We start from the raw sequence: 18,638 nt of genomic DNA, 5'->3' as shown, positions 1-18,638 counted from the left end.
GCAATCCAGCTCCAGAAAATAATATAAAACCATGTTAAAAATTATAACCAAAACCTTTAAAGAACTTAACACACAAGAGTTATACGAAATATTGCAATTACGATCCCAAGTTTTTGTAGTAGAACAGGATTGTGTGTATCAAGATATAGACGGAAAAGACCAGAATGCACTACATGTGATAGGTTTTAAAGACGATAAAATAGTTGCATATACGCGTATTTTTAAACCAGGATTATACTTTGATGAAGCTAGTATTGGTAGAGTAGTAGTGTCAGAAAATGAAAGAAAACATAAATATGGTTATACTATTATGGAAGCTTCTATAGCTGCTGTTAAAACGACTTATGACCAAACTATTATTAAGATTTCTGCACAATGCTACTTAAAAAAATTCTATAATAATTTAGGGTTTCATGAAATAGGAGCAGAGTACCTTGAAGATGGAATACCACACATTGCAATGCTGAAAAACTAGCGTTTTTCGGCAACATGTGTAATTAAAATTTCTACGCGTCTATCAAATTTAGGATCGCCACCAAGTGGAAATTTTCTACGCATGCCAATAAAACGCATGCGTCTTTTACTTACTCCTTTTTTAATAAGATAATCGTAAATAAATTTTGCGCGAGCTAACGATAAATTACGCTGATTTGTTTTCCTATTTACTGCATCTCTAGAGTTTTGTGTGCAACAGACATGCCCTTCAATAGAAAAGTAAATATTATCTTCTGCTAACAATATATTCGCAATCTCTTCTAAGGTACCTTTAGAGTCTTTTGCAAGCGTAGCATAACCTGTTTTAAAGTAAATATTTTCTAATCTAATCTTATCTCCTTCCTTTACATTGTGATTGGCAATATCTTGTGTCGTTTTTTGATTTTTAGCTCTAGGAATACTGTCTTTAGCGGTTTCTACAACAATTTCTTCTTTCGCTTTTGGTACTTGTTTTGTTACTATAATTTCTACTTTTCGGTTTAAACCTCGTATTTTATCTACTTGATCTTCCTTTATAATTTTTAGTAAAACTTCGCCTTTTCCATCTACATTACTAATTAGAGATTCGTCTAATTCATTATTAGAAAAAACGGTTTTAATAGCGTTTGCTCTGTTTTGTGATAAGGTTAAATTGTAGTGGGCACTTCCTCTATCATCACAAAAACCATAGATGGAAATCTTTTCAATATCAATGCCATCTAAACCAGAAATAAATAATAATAATCTATTTTCTTCGGTAGATAAAACATGGTAATCATCGGTTTCAAAATAGACTTCGTGTGTTAATTTTTCTTGTGCTAAGACACAAAAAGAACCTATGAAAAGGAATAGATATGTAATTATTTTTTTTATCATAGTGTAACGTTTCTGATCGCTTTCAGAAAAAATCTAGATTTTAAATATACACGTTTTATATTTATTTTAAATAACTCGCATATTTAGAAGGGTTTGCTAAAATTTCGGTAGCTTTTTTAATTTCTAGATTGTGTGTTTTATAGTATTCATATAAACCTTCTCTGTAGCTATGACGTTTTACAATTTCGTCGGTTATCAACCCAAGAATCTGCTCTTTATTTTCGTCAATAGCCTTATTTTTAGATTTGTTTAAATTAGCTAACAACGTGTTGTAATCTTTTTGAATATCATCATCCAACGCTTCTTTTTCTGCTTGTATTAAAACTTCAGATAAAGATTTTTCTGTTTCCGTTTCAAAATTAAAATTATTAGAACTTAAAAAGTTTTTAAAGTCGGAGAAGTCTCCATCTTTCAATAAGAAACTATTAATATCTTCTATATTATTTTTGTAATAATAATCGGTAGCAAAATCAAAAATTAAGAAATTACTACTAATAGCTTTCGTTATTGGTGAGCTTTTAGTGATCGCTAAATCTTCATCTGGAAAAACACCGCCACCATCAAAAACCTTTCTACCGTTTTTCGTTTTAAAGGCATGATAATTTTCTTGTTTTACACGCACAGCATTTCCTTCGTCATCGCGATTCCAATAATCTAATGCCTGTATACAACGTCCGGAAGGCGTGTAATATCTTGAAATAGTAACCTTTAATTGTGTACCATACGTTAGGCTTTTAGGTCGTTGTACTAAGCCTTTACCAAAACTTCTAGAACCTACAATTACCGCTCGGTCTAAATCTTGTAAAGAACCAGAAACAATCTCACTAGCAGAGGCGCTAGAACCGTTTATTAAAACCACTAATGGAATTTCGGTATCTACAGGTTCTGATTTTGTATAGTACGTTTTATTGTATTTTTTCACCTTCGATTTTGTAGTAACTACCAATTGTCCTTTAGGTACAAAAAGGTTTACAATACTTATCGCTTCACGAAGTAATCCTCCAGGATTGTTTCTTAAATCTAGAATAATACGTTCTGCTCCTTGCGTTTTTAAATCTTTTAAAGCATAAGCGGTTTGCGTAGTTGTTTTGGTATTAAACTTACTCAGCACAATATAGCCTGTTTTAGCATCTATCATAGAAAAGTGAGGCACCGCATTAATTTCTATTTCAGAGCGCATAATAGACGCTGTATTTTCTTTTCCTTGACGTACATAAGTAACAGAAACCGATGAATTTGCAGCTCCTTTTAATAAGTTTCCAGCTTCCTCTTTATAGTCTGCAATAGATACGTTGTTAATTTTAATTATTTCGTCTCCAGCTTTTAAACCAGCTTTGTCTGCAGGATAATCTTTATACGGCTCAATAATGATTAACTTATCTTTTAAAGTTCTAACGTTAGCACCAATTCCTGTGTAATCTCCTGTACGTTTAATACGTTCTGCTTCTACATCTTGCTCGTTGTAAAAACGGGTATACGGATCTAAATTAGAAAGCATGCTTTTTATGGCAGCATCCATTAAATCTCCTGGATTGGTTTCATCCACATAATTCATGTTGATCTCTTTAAACAAGGTTGTGAAAATTTCAATCTGTTTAGCGATTTCAAAAAAATCATTTTTAAAAGCAGATCCTGTAAAAAGTATCGTTGCTGCAAATATTGGAATCAGTATTCTCTTTATAAGTCTTGTTTTCATCTGCATTATTGTTTGTTTTTCTTAGTAAGCCATCTTTTAAAGAAAAATATAGCGAAACCTAAAATAAGTATAAAAGGCCATATATGTAATACGCCTAGAAAAAATAAAGATATACCATTAAATCCGGATTTAATAGCGTTAGCCATTTTTGTTCCATACGAAATGGTTACACCGCTTTCTGCTGTTTCTTTGTAGAAGTCAATGTTTATAGTACTTAAGGATACGCGGCTTTGTAAGTATTTTAATCGGCCTTGTTTCGATTCTATTTCTTCTCTAAGGACTGAAAGTTCGCGTTCTATTTCTAAAATTTCTTTTACATTTTTTGCTTTGGAAAGTAATTCTAGATATCTAGTTTCTAGGGTTCTTTTGGCTTGTAAACGCGCTTCAAGGTCTATAAAATCTTCGGTTACGTCTTTGGAAGAAATCCGTTTCGAATCAAAATAAGCAACCTGATTACTTATCGAATCTATTGTTTTTTGAAAACCATTAGATGGCATTCTAATAATTAAACTTCGTGTGATTGTGTTATACGATGTACTAGAATTATCCTCTTGAATAAAACCTTTATTCTGATTTACGAAGCTAAATATTTCCTGATATGTTTTTTCTAAATCTTGGGTTTCAAAACGTAGAAAAGATTCTTTGATAACCTTTTGTTCTATGTTTTCCTTTGAAAGTGAAACGGCTACTTGTGTGTTTGCCCATGTTTCAAAAACCATTTCGTCAACCACAGGAAAACTACCATAAGAAGTTTCTTTACTGCTATTAGAATTAGAACAAGCTAAAGGAAGCGCGAGAATTAATAGAGCAGTTAGAAATTTCATTTTATATGTTATTTGTTTTCGGCGATTTTAATCAAAAACTTGTCAAACATCTTTTTGGTTGCCGTTTCTAATATGGCGTAGGTTGGTTTTTCTTTACCAACATACAAAATCATAAACGCAAAGGATGTTGTAATGTTGTTAAAAACCATGTGTTTATTAAGTCGGTAAGCTTCTCGCATTACACGTTTGATTCTAATTCTATCTACGGCTTTTTTAAAATTCCGTTTAGGAACCGAAACTCCTGTTTTAAGAGGAACCGCTTCCAAAAAGGTTGTTTCTAAATACACAAGACGTAAAGGATATGCCGAGACCGAGTCTCCTTCCGTAAAAAGTTTGGTGATCAGCTTTTCGCTTTTCAGCTTTTCGGATTTGTTATAAGTAAATTTCAAGTATGCTATTTTATGAGTCAAAGGTAATAAAAGGGAATAAAAAGAATGCATCTCATTTTCGTTTAAAAACAAAAAGACGAAATACACGTAATAAAAAAACCACCTGAAGCGATATCAAGTGGTTTTATAAAAGAAGTAAAGGTATTCTTTATTTCTTGTTGTTTTCTTTATTAATGTCAGCCATCATTTCTTTAGGATCTATTAGTACGCTGCTTATTGCTTTAGTACCTTCAAAAGTATAGGTTGGATACGCCCAAGCCCAATCTGCTTTAATAGTAGCAGTGGTTGGTTTTTCGCCACGCATCATTTGTAACGGAATGTAAATGTCTTCGGTGGTACCATCTACATACGTTAGGGTAACGTCTAAAGGCATTGGCATAACACCAATTCTTTCTAGGGTTACTTTGTTTCCATCAATAGTGTTTACCGCGTAATCTATAGTATTTGTAGTTTGCGTAAAATCGATTAAATACCAATCCAGTTCTAATCCAGAAATTTTTTCTGCAGAACGAATAATATCTATTGGTCTTGGGTGTTTGAAAGCAAAATCATTAAAGTATTTTTTAATGGTCTTTTTTAAATTTTCTTCTCCAATAACATAACCTAATTGTGCCATAAAAACCTCTCCTTTACTATAAGCAGAAGCGCTATAGGCTCTGTTATAGTTGTAGCGATCTGCATGTGTACTTAAAGGTTGTTCTTTACCAGATGTTGCTAAACCTAAATAACTTCTATATGCTCCAGAAGTTGGGTTTTCTTTATTGCTATTCATTACAGTGTTCATAGCGTGATCGCTAATATAGCTTGTAAAACCTTCATCCATCCATTCGTGTTTAGACTCGTTTGTTGCCAATAAAAACTGAAACCATGCATGTGCCATTTCGTGAGCTGTTACGCCAATAAGGCTACCAAAGCTACGTTTTCCAGTAATTAAAGTAGACATAGCATATTCCATTCCTCCATCTCCTCCTTGAATAATAGAGTATTGATCATAAGGGTATTTACCGATGTTTTCTGAAAAATATTGCATCAATTCAACAATTTTAGGTTGAAATTCTTTCCAAAATTTAAGGTTTTCTGCTGGTAAATCTTTTTTGTAATAGAAATTTAGCAATGGTCCATTAGGTACTTGCATGGTGTCATGAATGTAATCTGGATCTGCTGCCCAAGTAAAATCATGCACATTAGGTGCTTTAAAACGAAGTGTTTTTTTGTTTCCGTTTACTTCTGGATTTCCTTGTAAATAACCTGTTCCACCAACTACATAATCTTTATCGATAGTTAGATTTACATTGAAATCTCCCCAAACACCGTGAAATTCTCTTCCTATATAAGGATCTGCATGCCAACCTTCAAAATCATATTCTGCAAGTTTAGGATACCATTGTGTCATGGATAAGGCAACTCCTTCTTTATTATTTCTTCCAGAACGACGGATTTGCGCAGGAACTTGTGCGTTAAAAATCATATCGAAAGTTACTTTTTCTCCTGGTTGAATTGGTTTAGCTAAATCTACTTCTAAAACGGTACCAACGGTTTCATAACTTAAAGATGTTCCGTTTTGTTTTAAGGAAGAAACCTTAATATATCCAATTTCATTTGGACTTAATTTACTAATTCGGTCTCCTACACGAGGATCTGGATCTGTAATGGTACGGGAACGTACATCCATTTCACTTCCTGGTTGAAATGCATTAAAGAATAAATGATAGTATACTTTGGTTAAAACATCTGGAGAGTTGTTGGTATATACTAAGTTTTGTTTCCCTTGGTATTGAAAGTTGTTTACATCCATATCAATATCCATTTTGTAATCTACATGTTGTTGCCAATATGTGGATTGCGTAATAGAAGTTGTTGGAGTCGTTGGTGTTTCTGGTATGGAAGAAACAGAATTAGTAGAACCACAAGAAACAAGTGAGATACCAAGTGCGACAAGAAATAATTTTTTCATCTGTATAAATTATTAAATAAAAAAGGCATCAATTATCTTGATGCCTTTTTTGTTAGTTTGTATTATTTAGATAATTGCTGTGCCATAATTAAGGCGTTATATACATTTACCATTTTTCCGGATTTGGATAAGGTACCAAAATCTCTTACGTCACTAGCGTCTCCACCAACAACTACTTTTTGATTAATCGGTAAACCAGAATCCATAATGATTTGTTTTACTTGTGCAGCAGTTAATTTTGGATATTGAGACCAAATTAAAGCAGCAACACCAGCAACAGCAGGAGAAGCCATAGACGTTCCGCTTATCGCTTTATATTCATTATTTGGGAATGTAGAATAGATTTGAGATCCTGGAGCAAAAACATCTACGTTTTTATTTCCGTAATTAGAAAAACCAGAAACCATAGAAGAACCATATTTAGATGCTAATGAACCAACACGAATGTAAGTGTTACTAATTTCTACATAGTTTACGTTATCATCTGGAAAATTAGCTTCCGTATCTACATTTTTGCCATCGTTTCCTGCAGCGTGTACAAAAACAACATTATTATCACTAGCATATTTAATAGCATCTCTTACCCAGTCACTATGTGGAGAAAAGCTTTTACCAAAACTTCCGTTAATAACTTTTGCTCCATTATCTACTGCATAACGAATTGCTTTTGCTACATCTTTATCATACTCATCCCCATTAGGTACGGCACGAATACTCATGATTTTAACATTATTAGCAACACCATTTGCTCCTTTACCATTGTTGCGTACTGCTGCTATAATTCCAGTAACGTGCGTTCCATGAATTTCGTCATCTGCAATAGGTAAAACATTTGCATTTCCATAACCAGGCTTATCGTTAAAGTCATCTGGATTATCACTAGTTTTTCTTCCTTTAAAGTCTACGTTATAGTTGGTGTTTAATCTTCCGACTAAACCGTCTAAGGCACCTTTTAATTCTTTTTTAGCTACTTGTATACTTGGTAAACCAAAACCTACCATTTGTGCAGCAACACCTTTGTGTTCTGTTAACTTTTCGTCTGTAGTTTCTAAATTTTTAACTTGATCACTTGTGTAATCAGCAGTTTTAAAATGTGCAGTAAAATCTTTATCTGCTTCTACTAATGACGCATAAATTTGTTCATAACGTGTTTTTGTTGGAACCATTCCTGCAATTCCTTCTTCTAAACCAGCTTTAGCTTCCGCAAAATGAGGCACACTTGTATCTCCTTTTGCCACTATTCTTGTCATTTCTAATTGCTCATCATAACCATCACCTAGAAAATTCCAACCATGGATATCATCTATATAACCGTTTTTATCATCATCAATTCCGTTTCCAGCAATTTCTTTAGTATTCGTCCAAATTACACCATTTAAATCTTCATGATTAATATCAATTCCAGAATCTATAACAGCAACAATTACTGTTTTTCCAGATTTTCCTTTTATAATTTCAGCGTACGCTTTATCTACGCTCATTCCTGGAATAGTATCTTTTACAAGATCCAAATGACTCCAGTTATTTTTTTCGTTTTCGGTTAAGTCTGCTTCTTTTAAAGAAACAGTATCAATGTTTTCAAGAGGTGTAGATAAAATTTCTGCTCCACCACCACAGCTAGTTAAAACAAGCGCTAAGCTTCCTACTAGTAAAAAAGGTTTAATAATTTTCATAATTAGGTTTTAGTTTTTAAAATATATCATTACAGGTAAAAAGGCTGTCTAGTCGTACTCCTTTTTCTGTATGTTTTACTGTAATAATTTCGTTGTTTGCATCGTGTTCCAAAAATAGGTAATAATTATTATCTGCCGCTAAATTGAGGAAATTTTCTTTTTCGTCTAAAGTCAATAAAGGTCTCGTGTCATAACCCATTACAAACGGAATTGGTAAATGACCAACGGTAGGTAATAAATCTGCCATAAAACAAATGGTTTTTCCTTTATACTGAATCATAGGAATCATTTGTTTGTCGGTATGACCGTTAGCGAAAAAGATATCAAAACCTAAAGCAGAATTTTTTAGAATTTCTTTTTGCGGAAGTGCAGTAAATTTTAGTTGACCACTTTCTTCCATAGGAAGAATATTTTCTTTTAAAAAGGAAGCGACCTCTCTTTTATTAGGCTGTGTTGCCCATTTCCAATGGTCTTGATTACTCCAAAAATGCGCATTTTTAAAAGCAGGCTCATAACCTGTTTTGTATTTATTCCATTGTACACTTCCGCCACAATGGTCAAAGTGTAAATGCGTCATAAAAACATCTGTAATATCATCACGATGAAAACCATGAGATTTTAAGGATTTGTCAATAGAGTCATTTCCCCAAAGGTGGTAGTAACCGTAAAATTTTTCACTTTGCTTGTTTCCCATTCCTGTATCAATGAGAATTAGGCGATTTCCGTCTTCAATTAATAAACAGCGTGCTGCAATATCAATCATATTGTTGGCATCTGCAGGATTGGTTCTGGTCCATAAAGATTTTGGAACAACACCAAACATGGCACCACCATCTAGCTTAAAATTTCCGGAATTTATAGGATATAGTTTCATGTGTTTATGTTTATTGTTTTTCAATGGTCACATGTAGCATCCATTAAACATTATTCTTGGGTATCCAATTTTAGTTATGGATGTTTCCATAAGTATGCAAATTACTAAATAGGAATCGTTATTTATAAAACGTTAAGAATTTATTAAGAAATAACTTGTTTTAAACGTTTACCAAAATCGAAAAGGGCTTTAATTTCTTTGATACTTGCGTGTCTTTCTTTACTAAAAACGAGCAATGCTTTTCCGTTAGATTCCACGTGATAATACGGATTGCTTTCAAAAAAATGGGTAATGTCATCATTAAAATACTGTTTAATTGCTTGTTCGTCTTCGCCAAGCAGATAAAATCGTTTTGAAAAATCGTCATGATCTTGAATAGGAATATCCTTAAAACCAGCAAAAGCATATACTTTTTCAAGAAAGCCTTCTCTATCTAAAGTAAACTCCGGAATGTTGGTATCTAATTGGATATGAAGCATGGTCGATCTAACGACTTCTTTTGCTATAAATTCTCCTTCAGAAAATTCGATATCAAACATGGTTAATTCTTTGTTTTTAGAACAAAGTTGGTTGTTTATATGATTGACATGCTTTGTTTTAAAAAATAGAAAATGATCTAAATAGGAAACATTTTTTTCTTTTTTAGACACATAACTTAGCGCATAATCTTCGGCTAAAGTTTCAATACTCGTTTGTCTTTTTGTTAAACTTTTTTTAATAACATTTGGCACAGGAAGTAAACGTCTTAATGCAAATGGGTGCTTAGAATCGGTATCGTGAAGATCTAAACCTACAACTTCAAAATGGCCTCCTCTTTTTGAAAAAAGTTCTTGATAGTTATTCAAGTTTTCCATAACCGTATGATCTACAAAATCACAAAGTGAAAAGTCTACAATAATATCTTGGTTTTCAGGAACTGCATTTAGTTTTTCTTTTAATCGGTAATAATTTAAGAAGCTGCAAAAATGCTTTACACTTACGTAATAATTACCTGCGCTATCTTCCTCTTTATACATTAAAACATTCGGTTTTAATACGTTTCTTGCGAATAAAGAAAAACTTTTATTGATAAATATATGTATTAAAAAGGTGACTAAAACACCAGAAAGAATTCCTGTTATTAAGCCAACTTTAAGTGTTAAAATAAGCGTTACAAAAAAGATGATTAGTTGCTCTCTACCAATAGAAAATATTTTCTTAATGTTTTCTGGCGAAGCTAATTTGTAACCGGTATATACTAAAATAGCCATTAAAGCAGGCAGCGGTATTCTGGTTAACTGTGTGCTAAAAAGAAGAATGAATATTACTAAAAAAGTAGCATGAAAAAAGTTAGAAGAACGGTTAGTACCACCGTTATTAACGTTTACAGAGCTTCTTGCTATTACAGTTACCACGTTTAAACCACCAAGAAAACCAGAACCAATAGTTGCTAAACCTAGCGCTTTTAAATCTCTATTCACATTAGATCGTCTTTTTTCTGGATCTAATTTATCTACCGCTTTAATACTTAAAAGGGATTCTATACTAGAAATAAGCGTTAATGCTAAAACACTAGACCAAAATGGCAGACTTCCTATTTTACTAAAGTTAACCGTTGGTAATTGTGAAATGATTTCTTGAAAGGAAGGAATGCCAGAAATCATGTATTCTGAAGCAATAGGATTGTTTTCAAGTGCAACCAATTCAAAATAATAACTAAAGCCAATAGACAAAATAACGATCCACATGGGAGCAGGAATGAGTTGAAAATATTTATTTCTAATTTTTCCGTAAAAGGCCATTATAATAAGACTTAGTACTCCAGCTAAAGCAGCAAAAATAAGCCCAGTTTTATCATAATGTATAGCATCATTTATGGTAACCGGTATTTCTAATAAGTAATCTATAGTATCATCACGTTTAATTTTATGCGCTAGCATAATATGAAATTGCTTGCCAAGAATAATGAGTCCGATAGCAGCAAGCATCCCTTGAATTGCAGAAGAGGGAAAGAAATCTGCCAGTTTACCTAAACGTAAAAAACCTAGAACCAGTAAAAAGACACCAGAGCATATAATAGCGGCGTATGCACTTTCTAAACCTAAGGTGGTAATCGCTACTAAAAGTACACCAACCAAACCGTTGCCAGGACCAGTAATAGTAACATTACTTCCTCCTAATATAGAAACAAGCAGCCCACCTACAACGGCTGCGATTATTCCTGAAATTGGTGGCGCATCACTAGCCATTGCTAAACCTAAACCTAATGGTAAAGCAATAAGACTTACCACAAAACCAGAAAAAATGTTTTTTGGTAATGCTTTAAAAAAAGACATTATTTTCTTTTCTTTTTTTATCATTGAATGATGAGTACGTCTGTTGGTAATTCGGTTAAAATATGTTCTATATCGTGCGGAAATAATCGATCCCAAAAAGTCATTTTACTTGGCGCATTCATAATCAACAAATCTGCTCTAGCAATTTGTGCATAATGACCAATAGAATATCCTTTGGTTCCAAAAATGGGTTGTGATTTTATAACAATGTCTTTGGTATGATCTACCGGTATATTTTTTATAATACTATTTACTCTAGCAGTTTCACGTAGTTTTAAACGTTCTTTTACAATGTTGGCTTTTCTTAAAGACTTGTCATCATCTACCTTAACCGTTATTTTGTCTTGCGTAATTTCTTCAACTATCGTAATTTTTTCAGAACCTAAACGGTTGGCAACATAAAAAGCGGAAGCAATCGTGTTTTCCGTTTTTGGATCCTTTAAACCATTTACAACGACGTGGTTACAAGGCATTCTTTCTATGGAAGGCTTGATAAGCAACAATACAGAACATTTTGCCTGACGTGTTATTTTTCTAGCAATAGAACCTACATAATATTTTAAAAAGTTTTCTTGTTTTAAAGCGCCCAAAATTAGAAGGTCTATTTTTTTTTCTTCAGCAACAGATAAAATAACATCTACAGGATCTCCCGTTTTAAAAACAATATCATACGTTAAAGACTGCGAAACAAAAGGTTCCAAGAGGTTTTTAAATTTCTTAATTTTTTCTGAAGACTCCGCGCCAACATGAATAAGCGTTAGTTTACTTTGAAAAATTAGCGCTAAACGAGATGCTTCAAAAACATTAGCTTTTAAATTTGGGGAAAAGGTGACGCCAATTCCAATAGTATGAAAAGGTTTTAATAACACTATATTTTCATTCGTTTTAGGACTTGAAAGATAGTATTTTTTTAAAAACTCTAAACTCATATTGTAAATAGATATCCATTATAATTGTAATTATTTAGTATTTTCACGCAAAAAAAACGTAGATGTTAGAATTAGCTGGAATTATTATTTTAGGAATATTGGCGCAATGGGTTGCTTGGAAATTTAAAATACCAGCCATTTTACCTTTAATTCTTATCGGTTTATTGGTAGGGCCAATTGCTGCAGAATTTTTATCTCAAGATGGTACCAAATGGATTGAACCTATTTGGAATGGAGAAGAAGGCTTATTTCCTGGTGAAAGCTTATTCTACTTTGTGTCGTTAGCGATTAGTATTATCCTTTTTGAAGGAGGTTTAACGCTTAAAACTAACGAAATTAAAAACGTCGGACCTGTTATTACTAAATTGATAACCATAGGATCTTTAGTTACTTTCTTTGGGGCAGCAGTTGCAGCACATTATATCTTTTACTTGAGTTGGGAATTATGTTTCTTGTTTTCGGGATTAATAATAGTTACGGGACCAACTGTAATTACACCAATTTTAAGAAACATACCATTAAAGAAAGATGTTTCGGCAGTTTTAAAATGGGAAGGCATTCTTATCGACCCAATTGGAGCCTTGGTTGCGGTATTGGTTTTTGAATTTATTACCGTAGAAGGTGGTGGAGAATTCACCAAAACAGCATTTATTGAATTTGGAAAAATTGTTCTTTTCGGATTTACCTTCGGATTTACCTTTGCACACGCATTAAATTTTATCATCAATAAAAAATGGGTGCCACATTACCTGTTAAATGTATTTGCATTAGCTGCTGTTTTAGGGGTTTTTGTATTAGCCGATACTTTTGCACATGAATCAGGTTTATTAGCGGTTGTGGTCATGGGAATGGTTCTAGGAAACTCGAATTCGCCGTACTTAAAGGAACTTCTTTATTTTAAAGAATCTTTAAGCGTTTTGCTAATTTCTATTCTTTTCATATTACTCGCTGCAAATATTAATATGACCGATTTATATTTAATTTATAATTGGAATACAGCAGTACTATTTGCTGTTGTGGTATTTATTATAAGACCTATTGGTGTGTTTTTAAGCACTAGAGGTTCTACGTTAAAAACGAATGAAAAATTATTTATTAGTTGGGTTGGTCCTCGCGGAATTGTAGCTGCTGGTATTGCGTCTTTATTCGGATTAAAACTAGCAAAAGAAGGTGTTCCCGGAGCAGAGTATATTACACCTTTGGTTTTTATGATTGTACTTGGAACCGTTTTACTAAATGCAACAACAGCACGTTTGTTTGCAAAACTAGTTGGTGTTTTTTTAACAAAATCGGATGGAATTTTAATTGTTGGTGCTGCTAGAGTTTCTAGATTATTAGGACATTATTTAGAATCTCACGGAAGACATGTCGTGTTAATTGATAGTAATCAAAACAATATTAATAAAGCAAAAGAACTCGGTTTAGAAGCGATAAGCACTAATATTTATTCCGATTCTTTAATGGATAATATAGAACTGAATGATGTTGGATACTTAATGGCATTAACAGGAAACACAGAGATTAACAAATATGCTATCGATAAGTTTAGCAAAGAATTTGGAGAAAATGGCTCGTTTAGATTAGTAACGCAAGAGGAAATGAATGATGGTAATAACAACCCGAAAGAAGGCTTATTTAGTCATACAGACGATTATAACAATTTAGTTACCGTTGCAAAGAACTTTCCTTCTATTCAAGAAATCGATATTGAAAATAAAGAGCACTATAAAAACTTAATAGAAATTACAAATAGTAACAAAAACATCATTCCTTTATTCTTTAAAGATGATGATGGCGAATTGCATATTATATCTTCTTATAATACAGAAATACAAGATATAGGTGAAAATTGCCAATTGGTGTATTTAGGAAAACCTTTTGATGTGGAAAATATTGCATTAGTTCCGGAGAAGGTTAACATTTCTTAAACATAAATCGATCTAAACACAGAACTACTTTGAACACTTTTTGCGGTATTTAACCGTTACCAATTAGACATAAAAAATCCCTTTGAAAAAAGGGATTTTTTATTTTATAAAAGAAAAGGTTGTGTTTTAGCTTTAATCATTCAGCTTTAAAACAGCCATAAATGCTTCTTGTGGTATTTCTACATTACCAACTTGACGCATACGCTTTTTACCTTTCTTTTGTTTCTCTAAAAGTTTACGTTTACGTGAAATATCTCCACCATAACATTTTGCAGTTACATCTTTACGTAACGCTTTTACTGTTTCTCTAGCAATAATTTTTGCTCCAATTGCTGCTTGAATTGGAATATCAAATTGTTGTCTCGGAATTAATTCCTTCAGTTTTTCACACATTTTCTTACCAATATTATGTGCATTATCTGCGTGTATAAGTGCAGAAAGTGCATCTACTGGTTGTGCATTTAATAAAACATCTAATCGTACTAGTTTCGATACTTTCATTCCAATTGGATGGTAATCAAAAGAAGCATATCCTTTAGATACTGTTTTTAAACGATCATAAAAATCGAAAACAATTTCTGCCAAAGGCATTTCAAAAGTTAACTCCACACGTACAGAGGTTAAATACGTTTGATTTATAATCATACCACGCTTTTCGATACAAAGCGACATCACGTTACCAACAAAGTCCGATTTTGTAATTATGGTTGCTTTAATAAAAGGTTCTTCCACACGATTTACGGTAGAAGGATCTGGTAAATCGGAAGGGTTGTTTACTATAAACGGTTTGTCTGGATGTTTGTTTGTAAACGCGTTGTAAGATACATTGGGAACCGTTGTAATAACCGTCATATCAAACTCACGCTCTAAACGTTCTTGAATAATTTCCATGTGTAGCATTCCTAAGAATCCACAACGGAAACCAAAACCTAATGCCGCAGAACTTTCTGGAGCAAAAACTAAAGAAGCATCGTTTAATTGTAATTTTTCCATAGAGTTTCTAAGCTCTTCGTAATCTTCGGTGTCTACCGGATAGATTCCTGCAAATACCATTGGTTTTACATCTTCAAAACCTTCTACAATATTGGTTGTTGGGTTTGCAAAATCAGTAATTGTATCTCCTACTTTTACTTCTTTTGCTGTTTTAATACCGGTAATTAGATAACCTACATCCCCCGTTTTTACACTTTGTTTTGCAACTTGTGTTAGTTTTAAGGTACCAACTTCATCGGCATTATATTCTTTATCTGTAGCAACAAATTTTATTTTTTGTCCTTTTTTAATTTCGCCATTAAAAACTCTAAAATAGGTTTCAATACCTCTAAATGTATTGTAAACAGAATCAAAAATTAAGGCTTGTAAAGGTGCGTCTGGATCTCCTTTGGGAGCAGGAATACGCTCTATAATTGCTTTTAAAATATTCTCTACACCAAAACCTGTTTTTCCACTTGCGTGAATAACGTCTTCTGGATCACAACCTAAAAGATCTACAATATCATCGGTTACTTCCTCAGGGTTTGCACTAGGTAAATCTACTTTGTTCAGTACAGGAATAATTTCTAAATCATTCTCCAGTGCTAAATATAAATTTGAAATGGTTTGTGCTTGAATACTTTGTGCGGCATCTACAATTAGCAAAGCGCCTTCACAGGCAGCAATAGATCGAGAAACCTCGTAAGAGAAATCTACGTGACCAGGAGTATCAATAAGGTTTAATATGTATTCTTGTCCTTCGTATGTATATTCCATTTGTATGGCATGCGACTTGATGGTAATTCCACGTTCGCGCTCTAAATCCATACTATCTAAAAGTTGCGCTTGTTGTTCACGAGCAGTAACAGAACCTGTTGCATCGAGTAAACGATCGGCAAGTGTACTTTTTCCGTGATCAATATGTGCAATAATGCAAAAATTTCTAATGTGCTTCATAATCGTATTCTCTGCTGTAAAAGATTTGCAAATATAGTGCATTTATTACGCTTTTTCACACTTTTGTTTTGTAGGAAAAATAACCATAAATTTATGGATAAACCGTAAAAAAAAGTGCGAAACTATTGGTATATTGCATTTTAAATTCTAATATTATTTTGAATCTAAAAAAAAGTGTTTTATTATTTTTGATTATAATTCCATTAAGTGTATTTAGTCAAGACTTTTCTGTAAAAGGAAAAATCTATGACGCACAAAATACACCTATTTCTTATGCTAATATTGTTCTCTTAAATAAACAAGACTCTACTATTGTCTCTGGATCTAGTAGTAATGATTTAGGGGCCTTTTCTTTAAACAACATTAAACCAAACAACTACCTTTTAAAAGTTTCTTTTATTGGTTTTAATACCTATACAAAAGAAATTCAAATAGATAAAAACGTACATCTTGCTACTATTGCTTTAATAGAAACTAAAGAAAATTTAGACGAAGTAGCTGTAGTTGTAAAAAAACCAACAGTAATAAAAGAAGCCGATCGTTTAATTTTTAATGTAGCAAATACAGCTTTAAGTGAAGGTAATATGATGGAGGTTTTAAGAAGCACTCCTGGCGTTTTGGTTATCGATAATAATATTCGAATAAAAAGCGCATCTCCAACGGTTTATATTAATGATAAAAAAGTACATCTTTCTGGAGATGAGTTAGCGCAATTATTAGAAGGCTCTCCGGCAAATAGTATTAAATCTATTGAAGTGATTACAAATCCACCTTCAAAATATGATGCTTCTAGTGGTGCTGTTTTAAATATTGTAATGGACAAGAATTTAATAACAGGCTATAGAGGTTCTGTTTTTACAAATTACACACAAGGTGTTTTTCCAAGAAGTAATGTAGGAACAACAAATTTTTATAAAACAGAAAAAATTAATGTTTTTGCCAATTATAGCTTTACACAAAACAAGATAAATAGAGAGAGCAATGAGAAGATTAATTTTTTAGAAAACGATGCTATTTCTGAAAAATGGAATACGAATATCGATAGAAACACATGGTCTAAGACGCATAATTTTAATTTAAATTTAGACTACTTTTTTGATGTTTCTAATACCTTAAGCTTTTCTGCTAATTTAGTGTTTCTTCCGTATTATAAATATAAAATTAATAGCGAAACGCTAATTGAAGATGACGAGACATCGACGCCTAATAATTTTAAGTCTAGTAATTTATCTAGAGATCAAAAACACAATTTAGGCTTTGATTTAGATTATGTTCATACTTTTAAAAACGAAGCGAAACTATCTGTAAACGCTCATTATACGCTTTATAATTACAATAGAAAACAGGGTGTTTTAAGCAAGTATTTTTATGAGGACAGTGCAAATAACACATCGAATGCATTTAACACGCATGCAAATCAAGGAACAGATATTTATACTTCGCAATTAGACTACAGTGCAACTATAAATGAAACATCTTCATTTTCAGCAGGAATTAAATCCTCTTTTGTTGTAGCAGAAAGCGATATCACTCAGTTTGATATAGTAGGAGGAAACCAAACGTTAAATACCGATAATTCGGATGCTTTTAATTATAATGAAGATATTCTAGCTGCTTATTTTAGTTATGAAAAAAAATGGAAGAAATGGAGCTTATCTACTGGTTTTAGAATCGAGGAAACCAATATTAGGGGAGAATCTCCAATTACAAATGAAGAAAACAAACAAGACTATTTTAAAGGATTTCCTACTTTTAATTTAAGCCATAAAGTTACAGAGAATGTAAATTTGTATGTTAATTATAAACGGTATGTAGATCGACCTAGCTATCAAGATTTAAATCCTTTTAAGTATTATTTAAACGATAATACGATTGTAACAGGAAACCCAAATTTACAACCCGCATTTGTAGATCACTTGGTTCTTGGTACGACGATAAAAGATAGATATACCTTTGAAGCATATTATAACTATACCGATGCTAATTTTTTAGAATTGCCTATTCAAGACAATGCAGAAAATCAAATCATTTACACACCAATAAACCTAGGTAGCACGGTAGAATATGGTTTTGATTTTTCAACCTATTTTAATGTTACCAAAAATTGGTTTGTATACTTTGTAACCTCATTTTATAATGTTCAAGATCAAGCAACATTAAACAATACACATTTAAAAACAGATACTTGGTCTAATTATTCTGAATTAAGTAATAGTTTTTCCTTTTTAAAAGACAAGAGTTTATCTGCTAACTTAGGTTTCGTTTATATAGGAAAAAATCAACAGGGTTTTCAAACAGTAGATGGTAGACTTGCAACAAATTTTGCAATCAAAAAAACGATTTTAAATAAAAAAGCAACCTTATCCTTATCTGCAGCAGATTTGTTTAACACACAAGATTTTACTGTAAATGCGGAATATTTAGATCAAAATAATTCCAGATACTCGAATCAAGATAATCGGTATATAAAGTTTGGCTTTAGTTATAAATTTGGAAACACGACTTTGGAAACTAATGAGCGTACTAAAGCTCGTAAAGAAAGAGATCGTTTAGAGAAGTAAATTCCTGCGAAGGCAGGAATCTCTTATTAGTAAAGTTAGAGAACCTTTTAAAGTATAAAACCATTGCAGACAATTTAGAAAACCTTTTTTGTAAAGTCTTTGATTTCCCTTTGGTTTATTTTAATCAATAAAAAGATTCCTGCCTACGCAGGAATTTATTAGTCCTGCCACTCTGCAACAAACAAGTTCGTATCCGAATTAATATATTTCAGAATA

General features: G+C 32.4%; 13 protein-coding genes. 3 read left to right on the top strand and 10 right to left on the bottom strand.

Translation table 11 applies throughout. The annotated features are described in order from the left end of the window. Nucleotides 1-31 precede the first annotated feature (31 nt). On the top strand, nt 32-475 hold the full coding sequence (locus ACVCXO_RS15690; RefSeq protein WP_452230536.1) for a GNAT family N-acetyltransferase: 444 nt from the start codon (nt 32-34) through the stop codon (nt 473-475). Here ACVCXO_RS15690 and ACVCXO_RS15685 read toward each other — a convergent pair. The 9 genes from ACVCXO_RS15685 to ACVCXO_RS15645 form a co-directional block, all read right to left on the bottom strand. Beyond that, a complete protein-coding gene (locus ACVCXO_RS15685; protein ID WP_452231163.1) occupies nt 472-1,347 on the bottom strand; it encodes an OmpA family protein in 876 nt (291 codons plus the stop codon). The genes ACVCXO_RS15690 and ACVCXO_RS15685 overlap by 4 nt on opposite strands. A 64-nt stretch (nt 1,348-1,411) precedes the next feature. Further along, nucleotides 1,412-3,046 (bottom strand): S41 family peptidase, encoded by a 1,635-nt coding sequence (locus ACVCXO_RS15680; RefSeq protein WP_452230535.1) that lies wholly within the window; start codon nt 3,044-3,046, stop codon nt 1,412-1,414. Between the two features lie 5 nt (nt 3,047-3,051). Beyond that, a complete protein-coding gene (locus tag ACVCXO_RS15675; RefSeq protein ID WP_452230534.1) occupies nt 3,052-3,870 on the bottom strand; it encodes a DUF4349 domain-containing protein in 819 nt (272 codons plus the stop codon). An 8-nt stretch (nt 3,871-3,878) separates the two neighbouring features. Further along, a complete protein-coding gene (locus ACVCXO_RS15670) occupies nt 3,879-4,259 on the bottom strand; it encodes a ribonuclease P protein component (protein ID WP_452230533.1) in 381 nt (126 codons plus the stop codon). Between the two features lie 148 nt (nt 4,260-4,407). Then, entirely contained in the window at nt 4,408-6,213 is a 1,806-nt protein-coding gene (locus ACVCXO_RS15665; protein WP_452230532.1) for a M1 family metallopeptidase, read from the bottom strand. A gap of 62 nt (nt 6,214-6,275) precedes the next feature. Next, nucleotides 6,276-7,886 carry a S8 family peptidase gene (locus ACVCXO_RS15660; protein ID WP_452230531.1) on the bottom strand — a complete coding sequence of 537 codons (1,611 nt, stop codon included), beginning with the start codon at nt 7,884-7,886 and terminating at the stop codon, nt 6,276-6,278. A gap of 16 nt (nt 7,887-7,902) precedes the next feature. Beyond that, nucleotides 7,903-8,760: an MBL fold metallo-hydrolase gene (locus tag ACVCXO_RS15655; protein WP_452230530.1), complete on the bottom strand. Its 858-nt coding sequence runs from the start codon at nt 8,758-8,760 to the stop codon at nt 7,903-7,905. A 143-nt stretch (nt 8,761-8,903) separates the two neighbouring features. After that, entirely contained in the window at nt 8,904-11,099 is a 2,196-nt protein-coding gene (locus ACVCXO_RS15650) for a SulP family inorganic anion transporter (protein WP_452230529.1), read from the bottom strand. Beyond that, nucleotides 11,096-12,004, bottom strand: coding sequence for a universal stress protein (locus ACVCXO_RS15645; protein ID WP_452230528.1), 909 nt, complete (start codon nt 12,002-12,004; stop codon nt 11,096-11,098). The genes ACVCXO_RS15650 and ACVCXO_RS15645 overlap by 4 nt, the downstream gene beginning before the upstream one ends. A gap of 62 nt (nt 12,005-12,066) precedes the next feature. Between ACVCXO_RS15645 and ACVCXO_RS15640 the strand changes: the two genes are divergently transcribed. Beyond that, on the top strand, nt 12,067-13,932 hold the full coding sequence (locus ACVCXO_RS15640; protein WP_452230527.1) for a cation:proton antiporter: 1,866 nt from the start codon (nt 12,067-12,069) through the stop codon (nt 13,930-13,932). Between the two features lie 132 nt (nt 13,933-14,064). On the opposite strand, the gene lepA is transcribed toward ACVCXO_RS15640, so the two are convergent. Further along, entirely contained in the window at nt 14,065-15,861 is a 1,797-nt protein-coding gene (gene lepA / locus ACVCXO_RS15635; RefSeq protein ID WP_452231162.1) for a translation elongation factor 4, read from the bottom strand. A gap of 158 nt (nt 15,862-16,019) precedes the next feature. Between lepA and ACVCXO_RS15630 the strand changes: the two genes are divergently transcribed. Further along, complete coding sequence (locus tag ACVCXO_RS15630; protein ID WP_452230526.1) at nt 16,020-18,422, top strand: TonB-dependent receptor domain-containing protein; 2,403 nt, start codon at nt 16,020-16,022, stop codon at nt 18,420-18,422. The last annotated feature ends 216 nt before the right edge of the window (nt 18,423-18,638 follow it).

It is taken from the genome of Lacinutrix sp. MEBiC02404 (assembly GCF_053601575.1).
Note: the sequence above shows the minus strand (reverse complement) of the source record. Positions and strands in the feature narration are given on the sequence as shown.